At 69.2% G+C, this 20,969-nt stretch carries 17 protein-coding genes; 5 read left to right on the plus strand and 12 right to left on the minus strand.

Annotated features, from left to right (window positions below):
* Positions 1-44 precede the first annotated feature (44 nt).
* From FBZ87_RS02145 to FBZ87_RS02155, 3 genes are all read right to left on the minus strand, one after another.
* A complete protein-coding gene (locus FBZ87_RS02145) occupies positions 45-2,624 on the minus strand; it encodes a DUF3141 domain-containing protein (protein WP_246134188.1) in 2,580 nt (859 codons plus the stop codon).
* A gap of 224 nt (positions 2,625-2,848) precedes the next feature.
* Positions 2,849-3,262 carry a hypothetical protein gene (locus FBZ87_RS02150; protein ID WP_145608727.1) on the minus strand — a complete coding sequence of 138 codons (414 nt, stop codon included), beginning with the start codon at positions 3,260-3,262 and terminating at the stop codon, positions 2,849-2,851.
* Positions 3,263-3,419: 157 nt separating this feature from the next.
* Complete coding sequence (locus tag FBZ87_RS02155) at positions 3,420-5,120, minus strand: methyl-accepting chemotaxis protein (protein WP_145608728.1); 1,701 nt, start codon at positions 5,118-5,120, stop codon at positions 3,420-3,422.
* A 469-nt stretch (positions 5,121-5,589) separates the two neighbouring features.
* On the opposite strand from FBZ87_RS02155, the gene FBZ87_RS02160 reads away from it, so the two are divergent.
* Positions 5,590-6,546 (plus strand): hypothetical protein, encoded by a 957-nt coding sequence (locus FBZ87_RS02160; RefSeq protein ID WP_145608729.1) that lies wholly within the window; start codon positions 5,590-5,592, stop codon positions 6,544-6,546.
* A 6-nt stretch (positions 6,547-6,552) separates the two neighbouring features.
* On the opposite strand, the gene FBZ87_RS02165 is transcribed toward FBZ87_RS02160, so the two are convergent.
* From FBZ87_RS02165 to FBZ87_RS02175, 3 genes are all read right to left on the minus strand, one after another.
* Positions 6,553-7,914, minus strand: a complete 1,362-nt coding sequence (locus tag FBZ87_RS02165) for a DUF3667 domain-containing protein (protein WP_186454522.1) — start codon at positions 7,912-7,914, stop codon at positions 6,553-6,555.
* 123 nt (positions 7,915-8,037) lie between these two features.
* Entirely contained in the window at positions 8,038-8,733 is a 696-nt protein-coding gene (locus tag FBZ87_RS02170) for an HAD family acid phosphatase (RefSeq protein ID WP_145608731.1), read from the minus strand.
* A 10-nt stretch (positions 8,734-8,743) separates the two neighbouring features.
* The gene (locus tag FBZ87_RS02175; protein ID WP_145608732.1) at positions 8,744-10,231 is read right to left on the minus strand and encodes a metallophosphoesterase; all 1,488 of its coding nucleotides are present in this window, start codon (positions 10,229-10,231) and stop codon (positions 8,744-8,746) included.
* A 297-nt stretch (positions 10,232-10,528) separates the two neighbouring features.
* Between FBZ87_RS02175 and FBZ87_RS02180 the strand changes: the two genes are divergently transcribed.
* On the plus strand, positions 10,529-11,479 hold the full coding sequence (locus FBZ87_RS02180) for a beta-galactosidase (protein ID WP_145608733.1): 951 nt from the start codon (positions 10,529-10,531) through the stop codon (positions 11,477-11,479).
* A gap of 97 nt (positions 11,480-11,576) precedes the next feature.
* Positions 11,577-12,464 (plus strand): DUF4349 domain-containing protein, encoded by an 888-nt coding sequence (locus FBZ87_RS02185; RefSeq protein ID WP_145608734.1) that lies wholly within the window; start codon positions 11,577-11,579, stop codon positions 12,462-12,464.
* Here FBZ87_RS02185 and FBZ87_RS02190 read toward each other — a convergent pair.
* The 5 genes from FBZ87_RS02190 to FBZ87_RS02210 are packed head-to-tail and all read right to left on the minus strand — an operon-like array spanning position 12,461 to position 17,203.
* Positions 12,461-13,210 (minus strand): SDR family oxidoreductase, encoded by a 750-nt coding sequence (locus FBZ87_RS02190; RefSeq protein ID WP_145608735.1) that lies wholly within the window; start codon positions 13,208-13,210, stop codon positions 12,461-12,463. The two genes, FBZ87_RS02185 and FBZ87_RS02190, sit on opposite strands and share 4 nt — an antisense overlap.
* A gap of 9 nt (positions 13,211-13,219) precedes the next feature.
* Positions 13,220-13,939: a histidine phosphatase family protein gene (locus tag FBZ87_RS02195; protein ID WP_145608736.1), complete on the minus strand. Its 720-nt coding sequence runs from the start codon at positions 13,937-13,939 to the stop codon at positions 13,220-13,222.
* A gap of 4 nt (positions 13,940-13,943) precedes the next feature.
* On the minus strand, positions 13,944-15,071 hold the full coding sequence (locus FBZ87_RS02200) for a phosphotransferase family protein (RefSeq protein WP_145608737.1): 1,128 nt from the start codon (positions 15,069-15,071) through the stop codon (positions 13,944-13,946).
* Entirely contained in the window at positions 15,068-15,955 is an 888-nt protein-coding gene (locus FBZ87_RS02205) for an SDR family oxidoreductase (protein ID WP_145608738.1), read from the minus strand. Before FBZ87_RS02205 ends, FBZ87_RS02200 begins: the two co-directional genes overlap by 4 nt.
* Positions 15,956-15,958: 3 nt before the next feature.
* Positions 15,959-17,203: an acyl-CoA dehydrogenase family protein gene (locus FBZ87_RS02210; protein ID WP_145608739.1), complete on the minus strand. Its 1,245-nt coding sequence runs from the start codon at positions 17,201-17,203 to the stop codon at positions 15,959-15,961.
* Between the two features lie 107 nt (positions 17,204-17,310).
* Here FBZ87_RS02210 and FBZ87_RS02215 point away from each other — a divergent pair, with 107 nt between their 5' ends.
* A complete protein-coding gene (locus FBZ87_RS02215; RefSeq protein ID WP_145608740.1) occupies positions 17,311-18,264 on the plus strand; it encodes a LysR family transcriptional regulator in 954 nt (317 codons plus the stop codon).
* A gap of 32 nt (positions 18,265-18,296) precedes the next feature.
* A complete protein-coding gene (locus FBZ87_RS02220) occupies positions 18,297-19,283 on the plus strand; it encodes a tetratricopeptide repeat protein (protein WP_145608741.1) in 987 nt (328 codons plus the stop codon).
* A gap of 28 nt (positions 19,284-19,311) precedes the next feature.
* Here FBZ87_RS02220 and FBZ87_RS29040 read toward each other — a convergent pair whose 3' ends face one another.
* Positions 19,312-20,868: an EAL domain-containing protein gene (locus FBZ87_RS29040; protein ID WP_186454523.1), complete on the minus strand. Its 1,557-nt coding sequence runs from the start codon at positions 20,866-20,868 to the stop codon at positions 19,312-19,314.
* Between the last annotated feature and the right edge of the window lie 101 nt (positions 20,869-20,969).

Below are 20,969 nucleotides of genomic sequence, written 5' to 3' on the forward strand. Positions count from 1 at the left end.
CAGACCAACGGCATTTGCCCGCAGGACGTGTGAATGCGCGATCCTTACCGCCGGGGCGCCTTGGCGCGGCGGGGGGTCGGGGCGCGCTGGGGCACGGTCACCGGGGCCGTGGCCACGGGGCCGGGCTTGGGTTCGGCCGCCACCTCCACCGGCGGGCTGGTGGTGGGTTCTTCAGTGATGACGGAGGTCTCGGCGGGCGGGGGCTCCGTCGGCGTGGGGGCCGCCTTGGCCCGGCGCACCTTGGCGGCGGTGGGTTTGGACCGGGGCGGCGTCGGCGCGCTGGGCTCCGCCGCGGCGGCGGGGGCAGCCGCCGCCGGTGCCTGGTCCAGCACCGGGTTGGGCAGGCTGGTGTCGGGCGCCGGCGCGGTGGCGGCGGGAGAGGCCTTGCCCGGGGCCCTGGGCGCCCTGGCGGCCAGGTCCTGGAACAGGGCCACCATGCTGTCCAGCCGTTCCTGGCCCTTGGTGTCCAGCGGCCCGGCGGCGCCGGCCACCATCACCAGATCTTCCGAGACGCGGGTGATTTCCTCCACCGTGGCGCCAGCCAGTAGGTCGGGCAGGGTCTCCAGTGCCGCGGCCGGGTCCAGCAGCAGCATCAGGAACTGGTCGCGCACCAGCCGCTTGAACTCCGCCAGTTCCAGGCCCCGGCCGTGGGTGTCGCGCAAAGCCCGCAGGGCGTTGAAGCCCCGGGCGTCGGCCATGCGCTCCGCCAGCGCCACATGCAGCAGGGCGCGCATGCCGGCCTCGCGCAGGCCGCCCACATGCAGGCGCCGGCGCAACTCCGCCCCCTGTTCCGCCAGGAAGCGGCGGTGTTCCGGGGTCTCGCCGGGATGGCTCCGGGGCGGGGCGTCGTCGGCGTTCAGGCCGAACAGCGCCTGGGTCAGCGGGTGCCCGTAGATGCCCATGAACAGTGCCTCCGCCGTCGCGTCGCGGCGGTCGCGGTAGACGTCCAGCGCCGTTTCCATCTGGCGGGCCAGGCGCTGTTCCAGGTTGCGCCAGATGTTCTCCGACCCCACCGGGCGACGGTCGCGCCGGGCGGCGGCGGCCAGTTCCGGCACGCCGTTCAGCCAGGGGTTGGTATCGGAAAACAGTTCGTAGCTGAGGCGCAAGGGGTGAAGGCTGCGCAGGATTTCCGCCGTCGTCTCCCCCACCAGCTGGCGCACCCAGGGCTGCACCAGGTCGCGGTACAGACCCAGTGTTACGCGCGAGAGACGGGACACGGTGGCGAAGCGGCGTTCGTCATCCGGCAGGGGTTCGACGTGGGCCGCCACGTCATTGATGCTGCGGGCGGCGAAGCGCAGGACGTTGGGGTCGCCCTCCTGCCCAGACTGGCCGGAGGGGGCGGCCTCGGCCGGCAGGATCTGCGCCTCGTACAGGCCGGGGGGCAGCACGTCGATGAAGTCGATGTTGGACGCGAACTCGCGATGCTCCTTCCGCGCCACGGCGGCGGAGACGAAGATGCCCAGGTGGCCGACGCTTTCATGCACGGCGTAGACGATGGTCTGGCCGTGGCAGCGGATGTCGTCCACGCTTTCATACAGGTCGCAAATCCAGCCCAGCGCCTGCGGCGGCGGAGAGATGTTGTCACCCTTGGAGCAGAAGACGATGATGGGGGAGCGGATGGCCCGCAGGTCCACGCGCACGCCGTCCTTGGTGACGATGTCGGCGGTGGCCAGGCGATTGCCCACGAACAGCTTGTCGACGATGTACTGGATTTCCTCGCCGTTCAGCAGGACGTGGCCGTTCCACCACTTCTCGAAGCCCAGGTAGCGCGGCGCCTCGGTGTCGACCTTGTCCCATAGGGCGTACTGCTTGCCCACCAGGGTGTTGGCGGGGTTCAGGTTCTCGAAATTCTGCACCAGCCAGGCGCCGTCGAACAGGCCGGCGCCCAGGTCGCTGGCGAAAGCCGTCAGCCAGCTGCCGCCCAGCAGGCCGCCGCTGTAGCGCATGGGGTCCTGCCCGCGATGGCCGGCCCAGAAGGACAGCGGCGTGCCGGCGATGATGATGGGGCCGAACAGGTCGGGGCGGATGGCCGCCGTCATCATCAGCTGCCAGCCGGCCTGGCAGTTGCCGATGACCACCGGCTTGCCCTCGGCCTCCGGATGCAGCGCGATGACCTTTTCCAGGCAGGCGGCCTCGGCCGCGATCACGTCCTCCACCGTCTGGCCCGGCACCGGGCGCGGCAGGAAGCCGATGAAATAGCAGGGATGGCCGGCGGCCAGGGCCACGCCGATCTCGCTGTCCGACTTGAAGCCGCCGATGCCGGGGCCGTGGCCGGCGCGGGGATCGACGATGACGAAGGGGCGCTTCTTCAGGTCCAGCTCGACGCCCGCCGGCGGAATGATGCGCTGCAGCGAATAATTCACCGGCCGGGGCAAGGTGGCGCCATCTAGCACCGTCTCGCTTTCGAAGCTGAGCACCGTGGGCGCCGTCTGGGCCATGTGCTCATGGTACTGGGCGCCGCGCTGCCGCAGCACGTCCATCACCAACGCGGTGCGCTGGAAGGCGTCGACCGTGTAGGCCAGCCCATCCTGCCACAGGCGGAAAGGCCAGTGATTGGTGGGATCCAGGAAGCCCTCGGGCATCTCGAATGACCGCTTTGGGCTGGTCGCGTCGGTAAAGGCCATCAGCTTTCCCTCTTCGTCTTTCCCATACGCCGGCCGCTCAGGCGCCAGGGATAACCCCGCGAGGCCGCAGTATAACCAAGCGCTCTCGCAGGTGCGAAGAAGGTTTTGCGTCGCACAAAGGGAATAGGCCGCCGGGGGGTCTGGACCGGCGGCCTACCCAGGGCGGGGCCAACCTCGCGCCGCACCGGCCGAAGCGGTACCCCGCCCGCAGGACAGGCAGAAGATCAGAAGCTGAGGCAGCGGCTGCCCTCTTGGCCGGCGGCGCGCTCCAGCACCAGGGCCAATTCCGCCGCCACGGTGCGGGCCTGCCGCCAGGAGGCGCAGGGGATGCGGTAGCGCCAGGGCACCGGCTCCCCCGCCCACAGGACCACCTGGGCCAGCGCCTCGGGCCGGGCGATGTCGGCCGGCCGGATGGGCTGCACCGCCACCTCGGCCAGGGGGAAATCGCCGGCACGGCGGGGATCACTGATCCACACCCGGCCTGCGGCCAGGTCGACGCACACGGAACCGCCGGCCGGCAGGTGGGCCGGCGTGGCGAAGAACCAGTCGGCCGCGCGCGGCGACGGCGGCGTCTGGTCCGCCGTGGCGATGTCGGGGGTATGGGTGATGAGGTCGATCAGGGTGGTGAAGCCCAACATGGCGGCGTGTCCGGCAGGGGTCGTCCAGGCCCCCATTGAGCCGCCATCAGGCCATTAAAATTCCATAGCAGAAGGCGCCGCCGTTCATTAAAGCCCCGAAAAGGAACGGCCCGGCATCCTGCGATCCCGGGCCGCTGGAGCAGGCGTCACAGCAGGATCAGGCCGCCTTCACCCCGATGATGAAGCGCGACACCTCGGCGCTCAGATCCTCCGCCTGATGCGATACGTCGCGGGCGGAGTCCTGCAGCTGGCCGGCAGCGGCGCCGGTGGCCACCGCCGCCTGGTGCACACCGGTGATGTTGCGTGACACGTCCTCGGTGCCCTTGGCGGCCTCGTTCACGCTGCGGGCGATTTCCGAAGTGGTGGCCGACTGCTCCTCGATGGCGGAGGCGATGGCCATGGCGATGTCCGACATCTCGTTGATGGTGCGGCTGACGCTCTCGATGGCGGCCACGGCCTGGGTGGTCAGGCCCTGGATCTCGCCGATCTGGCTTTCGATGTCGCCGGTGGCCTTGGCGGTCTGGTTGGCCAGGCTTTTCACCTCGCTGGCTACTACGGCGAAGCCCTTGCCCGCCTCGCCCGCCCGCGCCGCCTCGATGGTGGCGTTCAGCGCCAGCAGGTTGGTCTGCCCGGCGATGGCGCTGATCAGCTGCACGATCTCGCCGATGCGCTGGGCGCTGTCGGCCAGGCGCCGGGCGGTGCCGCTGGTGTCGTTCGCCTCCCGGATGGCTTTGGTGGCGATGGTGCGCGACTTTTCCACCTGGCTGCTGATCTCCTGCACCGTCGCCACCATCTCATCCGTGGCGGAGGCCACGGTCTGGACGTTGGCGGAGGCCTGCTGGGCGGCGGCGGCCACGGCACTGGACTGAGTGTTTGTCTGCTCCGCCGTGCTGGCCATACTCTCGGCCGTGGCCTGCATTTCCGTCGCGGCACCGGCCAGGGCGTCCACCAACTGGGCCACCTTGGCCTCGAAGCCCTGGACCAGGCCTTCCAGCGCCACGGCGCGGCGCTCCTTAGCCTGACGCTCCAGCTCCTGCGCCTGGGCCAGGTCGCGGGCCTTGACCATGCCGTCGCGAAACACCTCCAGCGCGCGGGCCAACGTGCCCACCTCGTCCCCCCGGTCCGTGTCGGTGACGGTGACCCCCAGGTTCCCGGCCGCCATGGTCTCGACCACGCCGGTGGTGCGGGCGATGGGACGGACGACGCCCGAGACGATGACCACCGTGGCGCCGCCGCACAGCAGGGCGGTGACGGCGATGGCCACCCAGGTCATCCACACCGCATTGTCGGACAGGGCCTGGCCCGCGTCGGCCGCCTTCTTGCCCTCTTTCCCGTTGAAGTCGTTGTCCGCGATGATGGCATCGCGCGCCGCCTGGTATTGTTTCAGGCCCTCGCCCAGGTAGAGCGGCAACGCCTGCGCCACCTCGCCCTTGGTCACCATGTCCTGGACCCGCGCGGCGATGGCCCTGTACTGCACCCAATTGGCGTCGAATTCCTTCATCAGCCGCTCGTCATCCGTGCCGGCGGTTATCAGCGGCTGATAATCGGCGCGCGCCTTTTCCACGGCGGCGGTCGCGCCGGCGTACTGCTTGACCGTGGCCTGTATCAGCGTCGCGTCGTTGGCGCTGGCGGCGATGATCACCCGCCCCTCAACCACGCGGGCGTCGGCCACGGCCACACCCAGACGGCCCAGCAACGCCGTCGATGGCAGCCAGTTGTCGCGCATGTCGGCTGCGGTGCCGCTTACCGCTTCCGTGCGGCTGAGGCCGAACAGCCCCAGGCCCAGCGTCGCCAGGAAGACCACCAGGAACGCCGTCAGGACCTTCAGGCGGATGGAGAGGTTGCGCCAGGCTGTCATGATAAGGGGTCCTTTCCTGGATGCGGCTTGCTGTGGACGGCCAATGGCGGTCCGATGAGATGACGCCCCCTTGATCCCCCTCCCCCAATTAAAGAGGGATTAACAGACACTTGTCGAAATCTGCTGCAAAAATCATATTAATTCATTGATTATTATAGAAATTTTTCTCAATGCTTTAGCTGTACTGTGGGATAGCCGGAGGGTGCGTGCGTAAATGTCGCACCCCCACAAGACGGCGGCACGCGATGACGCCAAGTTTACCCGGGCGACCTAATGCTCAAGCCTTAACGACTGGTTAGGACTGGCGGCGTAGTCTTCAATCCCTTGGGCAACCCTGGCCCCCGGGATCAGGGGTCCCTCAGGAAAAAAGCCGCCGATAAGGTCGGCCGTACCAAGGCCCAGAAGGGCCCGCCACCACCAAGCGACAACGGCCCTTTGGCAGAAGGGGCCGAAGGGATGTGTTTGCGCCATGATGCCCGCCCCGCGGTTCAGCCAGCGGCAGCCCGTCTTGCGGCTGACCCTCGCCTTCCTGATCCTAGCCTTCCTGACCCCCGCCTGCTGGGCCGTGTCCGCCCTGGCCGCCAGCGATGATCCCGTCGATACCGGCGGCCTGGCCATGCCTGGCGCCTCCGTCCCGGCACCGCTGGTGGTGCACGCCCTGAACCAAGGCACAGCCCCCGCCTACGTGCTGAAGGTGCTGAAGCTGGCCCTGGACAAGAGCGGCCGGCCCTATGTGCTGAAGGTCGACAACCACGCCCTGCCCACTGCGCAGGTGCTGCGCCTGCTGGAGCAGCCGGACAACGGCACGGTGGATGTCTATTGGCTGCCCACCGCGCCGGCGCTGGAGGCGCACTTCCAGCCGGTGCGGGTGCCGCTGGATCGGGGCCTGATGGGCTATCGCCTGCTGGCGGTGAATGAGGCGACGCAGGCCAAGATCAATGCCGGCACGCCCCTGTCGCCGGGGCAACTGTCGCTGGCGCAGGGGCAAGGCTGGCCCGAAGCCCATCTGCTGCGCGCCGCCGGCCAGACGGTGCATGAGACGGCGGGCAACCTGTACAACGAGGTCGCCACCGGCGGTGCCGACGCCGTGCCGCGCAGCAGCCTGGACATCGACCAGGAGGTGGAGCGGGCGCGTGAGGCCGGCGTGCCGGTGACGGTGGCCCGCGACGTCGCGCTCTTCTACCGCGACTTCTATCTCTACTTCTTCGTGGCCAAGCATGACGACCGGCTGGCCGACATGCTGCAGGACGGGCTGTATCAGGCCTACGCCGACGGGTCCTTCATGGCGCTGTTCCGCAACGACCCGCAGATCCGCGCCGCCATGGCCTACACCCGCCAGGGCCGCCGTGTGCTGGCCCTGGCCAACCCCGACGCCACCACACCCACCCGCGCCATCGCCGCCAGCCTGACCGAAAGCCTGGAGTAGGCGCCCTTACTCCACCAGCCCCATGGAGACGATGAAGACCAGGTAGAAGGTCAGCGCCAGCAGGGCCACCCACAGCAGCACCATGGTGCGCCACAAGGCGCCGAAGGTGCCGAGGCGGTAGGCCCCCTTCAGATGGGCGTACATGTGGACGGGCGGGGCGAAGCACATGAGGCTGCCGATGGCGGCCGCCCCCAGCCCGGCGCGGGAGCCGAGAGCGGCCACCGCCGTCAGCACGGCCATGAAGGACAGGGAGTGCAGCGCGAAGACCACGTGGTCGTAGAGGTAGATGCCGCGCTTGAACAGGAACATCAGCCAGATGAAAGGCACGGATAGCGGGACCAGCAGGAAGGACAGCTTGGAGGCCGATTCCTTCATCTTGTAGAGCGTCAGCTCGGGGTTGCGCAGGGCGTGGCGGATGTGTTCCTCCAGCTTCGGCATGCCGAGGTCGACGTCGAACATCTCCTTGGAATCGGCCAGGCGCTTGGCCGCCCGCGCCCAGGACGGCTCATCACCCGTGGCCGGCTCCTCGTCCGTGGCGCCGAACAGCTTGGCCACCTGTTGCTGGCGATGCTCTTCCTTGGTGGGTTTATGGGGCTGGGCCTGGGGCTCGGCTGAAGATGCCGCCGCATCGGGGGCGGCCGTAGGCGCTGGCGGCGGTACCCCTTCCGCCGGAGCCGGGGCGCCGGCCGGGGCCGGAGCTGAAGCGGTGGACGCCGCTTGGCCAACCTTCTCCGCCGCCACATCGAAGGCCTTCAGCACGGCCTCCGCCACCTTCAGTTCCTGCTGGCGCTTGTCCCGGCGGACGGTGGCCTTGTCGATGTTGCCGCCGTCCTGCCGCGCCTCGGCCAGGTCGTTTTCCGCGTCCTGCAGTTCCGCCTTCGCGTCGTTCACCGCCGATTCCAGCTCGACCCGGCCGTCGGCCATGGATCCGTGGTCCAGGTTCTTCAACGCGTTGCCGTTGATCACCTTGTTGGGGGTATCGATGAAGGACAGGGAGAAGAACATGAGGAAGACGCAGAACAGGAACAGCGCCAGGGGCGAGACATAGCGCACGCGGTGGCCGTGAACATAGTTGCGCGTCAGCTTGCCCGGCCGGAACGCCAGCATGGGAAAGGTGCGCCAGACCTTGCTGTCGAAATGCAGGATGCCGTGGAAGAACTCTTCCGCGATGTGCAGCATGGACCGGTGGACGTGCCCCGGCTGTCCGCAGGCATGGCAATAGGCGCCGGCCAGATGCGCACCGCAGTTGGCGCAACGGTGGTGCCCGTCCTCATGGCTGACGGCCGTGTGGTGCCGTTCGCCCTCGATGGCCCTGGCCACCAGGCTGGCTTCCGCCAGGCCACCGGCCGCGTCGATCTCCCCGCTCATCCCCGCCCCCCAAGGCATCCACTCCGCCGCCACGCGGCGCTGGCCCCCGCGGTTGCGCGGGGTCGTGGCCGAGGATGCGGGCGGCCCGCTTTAATTGCAAGATTGACAGGCCGGCTTAAGGATTTAGGGGATGAAGTAGAAGGGATTGGCCAGCTTGAAGGTGCGCTCGGCGTGGCCGCCGGCCAGGTCGCTGTCCTGGTCGCCCATGTTGGCGATGATGGTGTAGCCCTGCGCCTCGATGCGCGCCCGCTCCGCCGCCTTGTAATCCGCCGCAGAGCCATGGGCACCGGCGGCTCGCAGCACCAAGCCGGCCCAGCCCTCATACCCGGCGGCCGCCAGGTTGCGGGCGGTGGCCTCGCGCTCCGTCTCCGGCCGGCCGGTGATGAAGAACACCGCGACGCCCGCCGCCCGCGCCTGGCGGTAGAGTTCCAGCGTCGGCGCGATGACGGCGGCGCGTCCCATCATCTCCCACGCCGGGGCCGCGCAGGGCCCCCGGTCCAGATCGCAGCCGCCGGCCTTGATGTAGCCGAAGTCGTTGATCTTCAGCTGCAGCCAGTTGCTGAGCGAGGTCTCGTCAATGTCCAGCACCAGGGCGGGGTGGGATCCGGCCGGCAAGGTGGCGGCGCGCGCCGTGATCCAGGCCCCAGCCTCCCCCGCCACGCGTGCCAGGTCGCGATCATAGGCGCCACTGTCGTGATAGGCCACCAACTGGGTCTTCACCACGCCCAGGTTGGGCAGGTCCGCCACCGGCCCCGCCTGGTTGGCGCAACCGGCCAGCACCGTCAGGGACAGGGCGAGGATGAGGGCGCGGACGGACATGGTTGCTCCTTCAGGGGGCCGGGCAGGCGCAGCGGGTGTAGGCCTCCGCCAGGGTGTTATCCAGGGCACAGAGGTACAGCGCCTGGTTATCCGGAATCATGGCGGAGGCCTGGGGCCGGGCGACGCTGTAGATGCTGCGGTAGAGCGCGCGGGCGGGGCCGCTGTCACGGATATGCGCGATGATGCCGCGCAGGGCATCGGGACTCAGCGGCTTGGCGCCCCAGGCCTGCGCGGTGTCGTATTCCGGCACCCAATGCGCGTTGGCCACGCTGGGCTGATCGCTCAGGTTGGTCAGGTAATAGGTGGTCAGGTGGGTGATGGTGCCGTCGGGCGCCGCCTGGCCCAGCTTGAACGACGGGCTTTGCTGGTAGACCGGGCTGACGGCCGGAGTCACCAGCACGGGCACGCCGGCACCCGGCGGCCCCACCAGGCGCAGGTCGTCCATATGGATGTGGCCGGCGAACAGCACCTTGATGATGTCGTGATACTGCGCCAGCTCCGCCTCGAACCGCGCCTCCATGCCGGGGGCGAACAGTTCCACGGGCGCGGTGCAGGCAGGTATCGGTTGGCCGGCCACCGCCGCCGCCTTGGCCGCCTTGGACCAGTTGTTGGCGGTGGCGAAGCCATCGATGCCCGGCACCACGTGTGTGATCAGCCAAACGCTGTCGCCTGCAGCCCTGGCGTCGGCCAGGGCTTGGTGCAGCCAGGCCAGCGTGGTGTCCTGCGGCGTGTCATCCGCCCGGCCGCAGTTGTTCTTGTATTTGCGGGTCAGCATCACCGTATCGAAGGACAGGATGCGCACGCCCTTCAGCGTCGGATGCGGAATGACGTAGTTGCCGGCCTGGCGCCAGTCGCGCCCGATGCCGGCCTGGTCCGCCCGGCCGTTCAGGGTACGACCGAAGCCCTGGGTCAACAGCGGCAGGGTGTCGCCCAGGAACTGGCCGCTGGGTTCCACGGCGTAGTCGCCGCAATAGCTGTCGTTGTTGCCCAGCGCCGTCAGCACCGGCACGCCGGGGAAAGTGCGGCGCAGGGTTTCCAGCAGGGTGGTGACCGTTTTCAGGGCGAAGGCGCGGTAGGCGGCCTCATCCCCTTTGTGCGCCGGCAACGCCGCCTCGAACGTGTCGCGGAAATCGTGGGCCAGCATGTCGCCGGTGTGCAGGATATAGGCCGGGTGCGGCTGGGCGTGCCGCATGGCGGCCAGGGCGGAGCGCAACACGAACCAGTTGCTGTCCCGGCCGAAGGGCGACAGGCGGCGGCCGGCCGTGCCGTCCAGGATGGCCGGCCAGTCCTTGGCCGGCGCCGCGTCCAGCCGTGCGGCCAGACTGGTGTCGTCCAGCGGGTTGAAGTGCATGTCGCTGACGACCAGGAAGGGCGCCGATTCCCCCGCTGCCGGCCTGGTCGTCCCGGACTGGGCCGCGCGGGCGCCGGTGGCCCCTAGCAGCGACAGCCCCATCGCCACCACCACGGCCATGACCGGCCAGGTCCTTGCCTTCACCACCAACCGCCCCCTTGGTTTCGCAACCGCAGTATCGCGCCCCGTTGATGGCGGGCCATCCCCGCCCTGTCAATGGCCGCCGGCCCTGCGGCCGAAAAAACATGACCAGATGGACAGGATTTGTCACAACCATTGAATATTTGTTTCCGCGAACCCTTTGGTATTCCTGGTTGTATTCAGCCGAAAGGCCCGATACCGTTTCGTATTAACGCTGCGTTTCAGCGCGGGCGGCGTTACCAACCCTTTGAGAATGCGAAGCCGCACCGCAGGCGATACCGGCCCGCGCCCGTATCACGCGCCATGACCCGCCTGATCCCCGGCCTTCTCGCCCTCCTGCTGTTCAGCCTGCCCGCACAGGCGGCGGCGCCCCGCACCTTCCTCTACATGCCGGCCGACGCGCTGGGCCGGTATGACGCCATGCTCTACCGGCCGGAGGTCGAGGGGGTGCAACTGGTCTATTCCTGGAAAGGCCTGGAGCCGGCGCGGGGCGAGTACGACTTCGGCGCCATCGACGCGGCGCTGGCGCGGCTGGAGCCCCTGGGCAAGAAGCTGGTCATTCAAGTGCAGGACCGCTTCTTCACGCCCAAGGCGCGCAACCTGCCGGACTATCTGCTGACCGACCCTACCTATGGCGGTGGGCTGGTGGCGCAGATCGATCGGCCGGGCCAGGGCAAGCCCGTTGCCCAGGGCTGGGTGGCGGCCCAGTGGAACCCGCCCCTGCGTGCCCGCTACCAGGCCCTGCTGGCGGCGCTGGCCGAGCGCTTCGACGGCCGGGTGCTGGCCATCACCCTGCCGGAAACGGCCGCCGACATCGATCCCAGACAGCCCAACGCCGGCTTCAGCTGCGACGCCTATGTCGATGCCACGCTGGACAACCTGGCCGCCACCCGCCGGGCCTTCACCCGGTCCCGGGTGGTGCAATACGTGAACTTCTGGCCCTGCGAGTGGGGGGACGACCACCACTATATGTCCCGCCTGTTCGCCTTCGCCGCCGCCAACGGCGTGGGCCTGGGCGGGCCGGACATCGTCCCCGGCCGCAAGGCCCAGATGGCCAACGCCTATCCCTTCTTCAACCGATATCGGGGCCGCCTGCCCCTGGTCGCCATGGCGGTGCAGGAACCCACCCTGACCTACACCAACCCCGAGACCGGCAAGCCCTTCACCAGGCAGGCGCTGGTGGACTATGCCGAGCGCTATCTGGGCGTGGACATCATCTTCTGGACACCGGCCGCCCCCTGGCTGCGGCGATAGATGAATCGAGGCGATAAAGCCACGATTCCTTCCGAGATTTGCCACTAAGGGCTCTAAGGATCCACCAACGTTCAATTTCTGCGATGGGGATCGTACCATGATGCGATGGAGGGGCCAGCGGCGCCTGCTGCTGGTGGCGGCCGCTTGCCTGGCGCTGGGGGCCTGCGGCAAGGCACCGGAAAAGAGGGAAATGGCGGCGGTACCCCGGCCGATGGGGCCCGTCCCAGGATCGAAGGAGGATTTCGTCCCCTCTTTTGGCATGGCGCCACAGCCGGGCCTGGAGGCCATGAAGCGTCGATATGTGGCCCTCAGCCACAGCTATACCCTGCGCCTGCCGGCCGAGGCGGTGGAGATGGCACAGCGCCGCGACTTGGACGCCTGCGCCAAACTGGGGTGCGAGATTCTCGAGTCCCAGCTGAACCGTACCGGATTCCGGGGCCAAGTCACCGCCCATACCAGCCTGCGGCTGCCACCAGCGGCCTTGGCCCCTTTCACCGCCGGCCTGGCGGCCCCGCCAGCGGAGATCGCCGCCCATTCGGAAACCAGCGAGGACAAGACGCTGGCCGTGCTGGACGTCGACAAGCGGCTGGAAACCAAGATCGCCTTGCGGGAGCGGCTGACCGCGCTGTTGCATCAGACCAACACCAAGAACGTCAGCGACCTGCTGAACGTGGAACACACCCTGGCCCAGGTGCAGGGCGACATCGAAAGCGCCACCGCCCAGCGCGACTATCTGCGCACCCAGACCGAGATGGTGAAGGTCGACATCCGCTATGACGGCATCCAGCCGGATGAGCCCAAGCCCAACGGCGTGGATTGGCGGCCACTGAAAACCGCCGCCAAGGATTTCGGCGACATCCTGGTGGACTCGTTGGCCAACGTCATGACCTTCACCGCCCGCATCCTGCCCTGGCTGCCGCTGGCGGCTTTGACCGGCTGGCTGCTGCGGGTGGTCTGGCGCCGCTGGCGGCGCAAGGGCACTTAAGCCAGCTTGGCCACCAGCGACAGGGGCAGCAGTTTCATGATCGGCGCCATATAGGCCCAGGGCCAGGCGGGGACATAGGCCTTGGCCGGCTCCCGCTCGATGGCGCGCACCAGCAGGCGGCTGCCCACGTCGCCGGGGACGGCGAAGGGCAGGCGCTTGGCGCCCTCGTTCAGTTCGGTGCGGATATAGCCGGGCAGGATGCTGCTGACCCGGATGGGGCTGCGCAGCAGGTCGGCCTGGATGCCCTCCGTCAGGGCGGCCAAGCCGGCCTTGGTGGCGGCGTAGGTGGTCATATGCTTGGGCAGGCCACGCAGCGCGCTCATGGAAGAAATGACCACCAGATGGCCTTTGTTCCGGGTCCGGAACAGCTCAAGCGCCGCCTCGCATTGCGCGAGGGCCGCCACGAAGTTGGTCTGGGCCGTGGCCAGGTTGTCGGCGAAATGTCCGGTGCCGATGCGCCGGCCGGAGCCGATGCCGGCATTCACGATGACACGGTCCAGCCCACCCATTTCGGTATCGAAAGCACGAAAGGTTTCGAACACCGCCGCATGGTCGGTGACGTCCAGCGGGCGGATGGATACCCGGATGCCGGGGTGGGCCCGCAGCAGCTCGTCCCGCAGCGCCTCCAGCCTGTCGGTGCGGCGGGCGCACAGGGCGAGGTCGCGGCCCAGGGCGGCGAATTCCCGGGCCATGCCCAGGCCCAAGCCGGAGCTGGCGCCGGTGATGAGGATGGTCTTGGCCGGCATCTCGGTTCCTCAGCGATACGTCAGCAGGCCGCCCGGGCCGTCCAGGCCCGCCTGCTCGTTCAGGCTGGACAGCGACCAGCCCGTCCCCACCCGGCCCACGGCCTTGGATGAGGCCAGCAGCTTGGTGACGCCGCCGTTGACCAGGGCCCAGTGCACCTGCCGGGCGCCGGCATCATCCAAACCCAGCACCGCCTGCACCGCCGCCATGATGGGCCCGCCGGAGGTGAAGACCAGGACGGTGTTGCCCGCCTGGGCGCCCGCTTGCGCCGCCCGGGCCAAGCCGGCCAGCACACGGTTGCGGAACACCGGCCAGCATTCGGTGTAGTCGCCATCGTGCTGGCCTCCCATCCAGCGGGCCACCGCCTCGGCGAACAAGGCCTGGTAGGCACGCCGGGGATCGGGCGCGGTGGCCAGTTCCGCCCTGAGCGCGGCGGCGTCGGCCAAATCGGGACGATGGCAGGCGACCACGTCGGCCGGGTCGTACTCATTCAGGTCGGGATCGATGGACAAGGCCGTGCCGCCCCGGCCCATGGCCTCAAGGCAGGCGGCGGCGGTGTCGCGGTGACGGTTCAGGCTGCCGCTGATGGCGACGATGTCCGCCGCCCCCAACCGGGCGCCCAGCTGCCGGCCCACCACCCGGCCCTGGGCGATGCCCAGCGCCGACAGCCGGTCGTAATCGTCCGCCCCGAAGGAGGCCTGGCCATGGCGGATCAGGTGCAGCGCCACCATGGGATCAGCGCCCCGCCCGGCGCAGGATGCGGCGGCAGCGCCAATCCAGGTAGGTCACAAGCAGCCAGAAGCGCTTGAAGGCCGGGTTGCGGGTCTGGCGGTGGTGATAGCGGTAGTAGATCTGCTGGGCGATGACGGCCAGGCGGAACAGGCCGAACACCTCATAGAAGGTCCAGTCCACCGCCTTCGCATCCAGCCGGTCACCCATGGCCGCCAGGTAGTGCGCCACCACCTGGTCCCGCGTCAGCATGCCCGGCAGGTGAGTTGGCTGGCGGCGGATGGAACGCATGAAGAAGTCGTCGTCCGCCTGCACCCAGTAGGCCAACGCCCCGCCCAGATCCATCAGCGGGTCGCCGATGGTGGCCATTTCCCAATCCAGCACGCCGATGACATGGGTAGGGTCGGCCGCGTCCAGCACCAGGTTGTCGAAACGCCAGTCGTTATGGATGACGCATGCGGCGCTGTCCGCCGGCGTGTTGGCGGCCAGCCAGGCCCGCACCTTGGCGAAGGAGGGCACGTTCCAGGTGCGCGCCTTCTGGTAGCGGCCGGACCAGCCCTCCACTTGGCGGCGGCAATAACCGTCGCCCTTGCCTAGGGCCGACAGGCCGGCGGCGTCCGGGTCCACGCGGTGCAGGGCCACCAGCTTGTCCACCATCGCCAGGCACAGGCGGCGCACGGCATCCGGCCCCATGTCCAGGCCGCGCGGCAGGTTGGCCCGGGGGATGATGCCGGCGATGCGTTCCATGACATAGAAATCGGCGCCGATGACCCGTTCGTCCTGGCACAGCCCCACCATGGTGGGCACCCAGGGGAACACGGGCTTCAGCGCCTGCTGCACACGGAATTCGCGCGCCATGTCGTGGGCGGACTTGGCCTTGGTGCCGACCGGTGGCCGGCGCAGGATGAAGTCGCCCTCCATCCCGTCCTCGCCATAGGCCAGGCGGTAGGTCCAGTTGCTGGCCCCGCCGGAATATTGCGTCACGGCCGGCAGGCCCCGCAGGTCCGGCCGCCGTTCCTTCAGCCAGCGGTCGACCACCGCGACGTCCAGATCCTCGCCCGGCCGAACCGGGCCCGCCCGGTCGGTCACGGGACGGGGCGGGGCCTCCCCCGCCGCCACGGACGCCGCCGTCATCCGCGCGACCCGGTTGGGGTCGCCGGCTGCGGGGGCCCGGCGGCGGCGGTGCGCGACGGGGTCGCCATGCTGCGTGCCCGCTTGTCGATCATGGCCACGTACCAGGCGCGCGGCATCAGCCGCTTCATCAGCCAGAAGCGGCGGCCCTCCTTGTGCGGCAACAGATGGCAGCGGCCCGCGGCCACGCCCTGGTAGACATACTCCGCCACATCGTCGGCCGTGATACCGGGGCGGTTCAGCAGCTTGTCCACCCGGGCGCGCAGGCGCGGGTCGGTGGTCCGCAGGCTGCTGGCCAGGTTGGTCTTGAAGAAGGAGGGGCAGATGACGCTGACGCCGATGCCGCTGGGCGCCAGTTCGTGCTGCAGCGTTTCGGAAAGGGAAACCACCGCCGCCTTGGTCGCGTTGTAGGCGCTCATCGTCGGCATATCGAGCAAGCCGGCCATGGAGGCGGTGTTCACGAAATAGCCGTGACCCTGCGCCTTGAACATCGGCGTGAAGGCCTTGCAGCCCCGCACCACGCCCATCAGGTTGATGTCGATGATCCAGCGCCAATCATCCAGCGGCGTGTCGTCGATATTGCCGGCCTGGGCCACGCCGGCGTTGTTGACGACGATGTCGACCCCGCCCCAGCGCTGGGTCAGGGCCTGGGCCGCCGCGTCCAGCGCCGCGTCATCGCGCACGTCGCAGGGGATGGAAAAGGCATCGGGAGCGATGGCCGACAGTTCCGCCACCGCCGACGCCATGGCGTCGGGGTTGATGTCGCCCACGGCCACGCGCCAGCCGGCGCGGGCGTAGCGCTTGCCCAGCGCCAGGCCCAGGCCGCTGGCCCCGCCGGTGATGAAGATACGCCCGCCCTGAGGCCCCGTCTTCGGCGTGATACCCATCCCTCAACCCTCCCCTTTTGTCTTTTTGTAGCCGCGCCTGGCCAGCTCGATACGGGCGATCATGGCCTTGTGCACCTCATCCGGTCCATCAGCCAGGCGCAGGGACCGCGCCTGGGCGTAGAAGCCCGCCAGCGGCGTATCGCCCGACACGCCGGCGCCGCCGTGCATCTGGATGGCATCGTCCACCACCCGTTCCAGCACGCTGGGCGCCACCACCTTGATGGCGGAAATCTCTGTCAAGGCCGCCTGGGTTCCCACCTTGTCCATCTTCCAGGCGGCGTAGAGGGTCAGCAGACGGGCTTGGTCGATGGCCACGCGGGCCTCCGCCACGCGTTCGCGGTTGCCGCCCAGATCGATCAAGGGGCGGCCGAAGGCAGTGCGGCTGGTGCCTCGGCGGATCATGAGGTCCAGCGCCGCCTCGGCCGCGCCCAGGCAGCGCATGCAGTGGTGGATGCGGCCGGGGCCCAGGCGCCCCTGCGCGATTTCGAACCCCATGCCAGGGCCGGCGATCAGGTTGGACGCGGGCACGCGCACCCGGTCGAACACCACCTCGCCATGGCCGTGGGGGGCGTCCCAGGCGCCGAAGACGGGCAGCATGCGTTCGATGCGTACGCCCGGCGTGTCCAAGGGCACCAGGACCATGGAATGCTGGTGATGGCGGTCGCGGCTCTCATCCGGCGTGCGGGCCATGACGATGGCGATGCGGGCGCGGGGATCGCCGATGCCGCTGGACCACCATTTGCGCCCCGTGACCACCACCTCGTCCCCCTCCACCACCGCCGTGGCGGCCATGTTGGTGGCGTCGGAAGAGGCCACCTCGGGCTCGGTCATGCTGAAAACGCTGCGGATTTCCCCGGCCAGCAGGGGTTTCAGCCACCGTTCCTGCTGCTCCTTGCTGCCGTACCGCCACAGCACCTCCATATTGCCGGTGTCGGGGGCGTTGCAGTTGAACACCTCCGGCGCCATCAGGCTGTGTCCCGTGGCCTCGGCGATGGGGGCGTATTCCAGGGTGCTGAGGCCGGCGCCCAATTCCGCGTCAGGCAGGAACATGTTCCACAGGCCCTCGGCCTTGGCCCGGGCCTTCAGCTCTTCCATCTTGGGGGGCACGCGCCAGGCGGTCCAGTCGGGGCCGTCATGAGCGGCCACGTCGCGCCAGTACTGGGCCTCCACCGGGGCGATATGGTCGGCGATGAAGCGGCGGACACGATCCAGGTAATCCTGGCCACGGGCGCTGGGCTGGAAGTCCATCGGCGTTCTCTCCCTTTTTTTCCGGCGGACGCCGTGGCGTCCCAGGTTTGAAAGGAGTGTAGCGCCGGATTGACATGAACCGATGGGAAGTTTATGCGCGATAAACCATGAATGACGTTCATGATATCCGCCTGCTGGCCAGGCTGGACCTTAACCTGCTGCGGGTGTTCGATGCGGTCTACCGGGCGCGCAGCCTGACGCGCGCGGCGGATGAGCTGGCGCTGTCGCAATCGGCTGTCAGCCACGCCCTGGCCCGGCTGCGGGACCAGTTGGGCCCGCATCTGGGTACCGAAAACGAACCGTTGTTCCCCCGCGACGGCCGGGGCGTGGCGCCTTCCGCCCTTGCCCGCCGGCTGGCCCCCCGGGTGCGCGAGGCGCTGGCGGCCCTGGGCCGGGCCCTGGCCGACGCCCAGGATTTCCAGCCGGACCGCGACCTGCGCCAGGCCGTCATCGCCATGCCGGAGGCCGTGGAACCCGCCTTGTTACCAGCCATGATGGCCCGCCTGCGCCGGCACCTGGCGGAGGGGTCCAGCCCCCGGCTGGACAGCGTGCGGCTGGACCGGGCCACCATGAAGGCGGACCTCGCGCGGGGCCGCATGGATCTGGCGGTGGACGTGACCCTGGCGCCCGACCCGGACCTGCGCCATCTGCCGCTGTTGAGCGACGATTACTGCCTGGTCGCGGCCGCGGGCCATGCCCCCGTTGATCTGGAGGGGTATATGGCGGCGGGGCACATCGCCGTCTCCTCCCGCCGCAGCGGTCCGGCGGTGGAGGACTACGCCCTGTTGCGCCTGGGCATACAGCGGAAAATTTCGCTGCGCTGCCAACGGTATGAGACCGCCTGCCGCGTGGTAGCGGAGGCGGGCCTGAAAGGCGGCGGCTTGCTGCTGACCATGGGCCGGCATCACAGCCAGCCTCTGGTGGACGGCAGCCGGGGGGCCCTGGTCACCCTGCCCCTGCCTCTGGACATGCCGCCATTGGCGTTTAATCTCTACTGGCATCGCGCCAGTGACGATGACCCCGCCAACCGCTGGCTGCGCGACGTTCTGCGCCCGACCTGACGGGCCCCATTTTCGGCCAAGGACCTGACCCCATGCCGCGATCCCCGCACCAAACCGCCCATCACCGGTCGACGCTGGCCATGGCCCTGGCCGTCTTCGCCCTGCTGGCGTTCGGCGGGGGCGCCAGTCCAGCCTGGGCCGACAACGCGTCCGACCTGGCCATGGCGCGCCTGGCCATGGCCAGGCACGATTACGCCGGGGCACTGCCCACGCTGACCCAGTTGGCCAACCAGGGTGACGCCGGCGCCATGGTCGAGCTGGCCAAGATTTACGGCCAGGGCCTGGGCGTGACGGTGGACCAGGACAAGGCGCTGGCCTATCTGCGCCAGGCGGTGGAGAAGGGCAACGCCCAGGCCCAGGTGGGGCTGGCCGTGCTGTACGACCAGGGCAGCAACGGCCTGCCCAAGGACCCGGCGGAGGCCGCGCGCCTGTACAAGCTGGCGGCCGACCAGGGCAACGCCCGCGGCCAGGTCAGCCTGGGCTGGCATTACGAGAACGGCAGCGGGGTCCCCAAGAACGTGGCCGAAGCGGTGCGCCTCTACACCCTGGGCGCCCGCCAGGGCGACCCCGCCGGCCAGACCAACCTGGGCTGGATGTATCAGAACGGTACCGGCGTACCCCCCAACCCGACGGAGGCGGCGCGCCTGTACAAGCAGGCGGCCAGCCAGGGCTTCGTCCGCGCCCAGGGCCAGATGGGGGCCATCTACCTGGCCGGCGTGGGCGTCACCAAGGACCCGGTGGAGGCCGCGCGCTGGAACATGATGGCGGCCGAACGCGGTTGGGTTCCCGCCCAGTTCGCCCTGGGCTTCCAATACCGCCAGGGCGAGGGCGTCGCCCGCGACGACGCCCAGGCGCTGCACTGGCTGCGCAAGGCGGCGGACGGCGGCGAACAGGGCGCCATAGCCCTGCTGGCGCAGATGTACGAGAACGGCGACGGCGCGCCCAAGGACCCGGCGGAGGCGCGGCGCCTCTGGGCCAAGCTGCCCCCCGATCGGCGGCCGGGGGCCAAAGCGCAGTAGGAGCCGTCTCCGTTAAGGGCTCTGCTTTCTAAGAGGGCGGCTGCCGGGAATTGGCCAGCAGATCGACGCGGGACATGCGCACGATGTGTTCCGGCGCTTCCGTCCAACCACCGATCAGGTCGCCGGCAATGAAATCGGCGCCCACGCGGTCCACCAGCCCCTCCGTCTCCACCGAATCCACGCCCTCGACATAGAGTTTCAGGCGATGGCGCCGGGCCTCGGCCGCCACCAGGCCCAGGTCGGTCGCCACCCGTTCCGGGCTGGGGCGCTCCGCCCCGGGGTGATCAATGGCCGTCCTGTCCCCGGCGCCGGGCAGGATGATGCCCACGCCCTTGACCCCCGCCGCGGCCAGCGTGGCCATGTCCTGGCGCCCCAGGGCCACGCCCACCATCAGGTTGCGGCCAAAGGGGCGCAGGGCGGTGACGAAGTCCGCCAGCCGCCCGGTGGGCGTGCCCTCGGGCAGGCCCACCAGATGATAAGTCAGGAAAGGGATGAGGTGGGACGGGATGCGGCTGGCCAGCGCCACGTAGGACCGGCGGCGCTGCAACCCGGCCAGCGTCTCATAATGCACCGGTAGGGAAAGGAAGAAGCGGAAGCGGTTGTCGTAAAGTTCCAGGTAGGTGGCGATGGCCTGGCGCATCGCTTCCTCATCCAAATCCAGGATGGCGTTCAGGGTCTCGGCCGACAAGGTCCCACCAACCGAAGTCTTGGAGACCGAGTCGTAGCCATAGACAGCCTGCCCGCCCCGGCGCATGCGTCGCCCCCGGGTGATGTAAAGACATAGCGCCTGGTGGTTGGCGTCCCAGACCGGGCGGTAGACGATTTCCAGCGGCCCGAGCTGACCATGCGCCGCCCAGGCGGCCGTGACCTCGCCCTGGCTGAAGCCTGTCCGGCCGCCCTGGCTGGGCAAGGGCATCCAGCCGGGGGCGCCGGCAACGCCGGCCGCGCCCTGGATGAGGGTGCCGCCGCCCACGTCGCGGCCCGGCGCGCCGTGCAACTCGGTCCAGCCGGGCGCGGCCCTTCCCGACGCCGCTGCCTCCTCCCGTCCCTTGGCCACGGCCTCGGCGCGGGCGGTGCCGGCCAACAGGTCGGCCAGGCGATGGGGTTTCAGCACCAGGTCGCCCGTGACCTGGCGCACGGCGGTGCGCACTACGATGGTGGCGGTGTCGGCATCGCCCAGAAGCAGGCGCTGCAGGTCCTGCAGCACGCGGGCGCACAGCAGGCCGGCCGCGCGCTCGTCCATCTGGGCGAAGACAACCAGGTAGGTGTCGGGTCCATAGGGAAAAACCACGTCGCCGGGGCCCAGCGACTGGTTCAGCAGGCGTTCGGTCAACTGGTGTACGCGGTCGCGTACCGAGGGCCAGCGGGACCCGAGCTTTTCCTTCAGGCTTTCCAGGCCGAGAAGCTGGACGGTTCCGGCACTGACCCGCGCCTGATGCTCCAGGATGGCGCCCAGCCTGCCCTGGATATCGTCCGGGCCCGCGTCGGGCGTGATTGGCTCAACGGCGTCCGGACGGGTGGGACGGGCAGGTGTCACCGGCTGCTCGCCCTCGCCCAGCCACCAGGTCGCAATTTTGTTGATCAAATTTGGCATGCCGTCGCCAACACTCCCGTTCGCACAGCGCCGAATGGCTATGGTGCCGCTACCGCAAGCCGGGGAGAACTCGCACGATCGGGGTACCCCTC

The organism is Nitrospirillum amazonense (genome assembly GCF_007828035.1).
Taxonomy (GTDB): Bacteria; Pseudomonadota; Alphaproteobacteria; order Azospirillales; family Azospirillaceae; genus Nitrospirillum; species Nitrospirillum amazonense.

What these genes read in the sequence shown, in the direction of transcription:
- FBZ87_RS02220 (WP_145608741.1), top strand. Translation starts at nt 18,297, where the DNA reads ATGCCGCGATCCCCGCACCAAACCGCCCATCACCGGTCGACGCTGGCC.
- FBZ87_RS02190 (WP_145608735.1), bottom strand. Translation starts at nt 13,210, where the DNA reads ATGCCGGCCAAGACCATCCTCATCACCGGCGCCAGCTCCGGCTTGGGC.
- FBZ87_RS02185 (WP_145608734.1), top strand. Translation starts at nt 11,577, where the DNA reads ATGATGCGATGGAGGGGCCAGCGGCGCCTGCTGCTGGTGGCGGCCGCT.
- FBZ87_RS02145 (WP_246134188.1), bottom strand. Translation starts at nt 2,624, where the DNA reads ATGGCCTTTACCGACGCGACCAGCCCAAAGCGGTCATTCGAGATGCCC.
- FBZ87_RS02170 (WP_145608731.1), bottom strand. Translation starts at nt 8,733, where the DNA reads ATGTCCGTCCGCGCCCTCATCCTCGCCCTGTCCCTGACGGTGCTGGCC.
- FBZ87_RS02160 (WP_145608729.1), top strand. Translation starts at nt 5,590, where the DNA reads ATGATGCCCGCCCCGCGGTTCAGCCAGCGGCAGCCCGTCTTGCGGCTG.
- FBZ87_RS02200 (WP_145608737.1), bottom strand. Translation starts at nt 15,071, where the DNA reads ATGACGGCGGCGTCCGTGGCGGCGGGGGAGGCCCCGCCCCGTCCCGTG.
- FBZ87_RS02210 (WP_145608739.1), bottom strand. Translation starts at nt 17,203, where the DNA reads ATGGACTTCCAGCCCAGCGCCCGTGGCCAGGATTACCTGGATCGTGTC.
- FBZ87_RS02215 (WP_145608740.1), top strand. Translation starts at nt 17,311, where the DNA reads ATGAATGACGTTCATGATATCCGCCTGCTGGCCAGGCTGGACCTTAAC.
- FBZ87_RS02165 (WP_186454522.1), bottom strand. Translation starts at nt 7,914, where the DNA reads ATGAGCGGGGAGATCGACGCGGCCGGTGGCCTGGCGGAAGCCAGCCTG.
- FBZ87_RS02180 (WP_145608733.1), top strand. Translation starts at nt 10,529, where the DNA reads ATGACCCGCCTGATCCCCGGCCTTCTCGCCCTCCTGCTGTTCAGCCTG.
- FBZ87_RS02205 (WP_145608738.1), bottom strand. Translation starts at nt 15,955, where the DNA reads ATGGGTATCACGCCGAAGACGGGGCCTCAGGGCGGGCGTATCTTCATC.
- FBZ87_RS02155 (WP_145608728.1), bottom strand. Translation starts at nt 5,120, where the DNA reads ATGACAGCCTGGCGCAACCTCTCCATCCGCCTGAAGGTCCTGACGGCG.
- FBZ87_RS02195 (WP_145608736.1), bottom strand. Translation starts at nt 13,939, where the DNA reads ATGGTGGCGCTGCACCTGATCCGCCATGGCCAGGCCTCCTTCGGGGCG.
- FBZ87_RS02150 (WP_145608727.1), bottom strand. Translation starts at nt 3,262, where the DNA reads ATGTTGGGCTTCACCACCCTGATCGACCTCATCACCCATACCCCCGAC.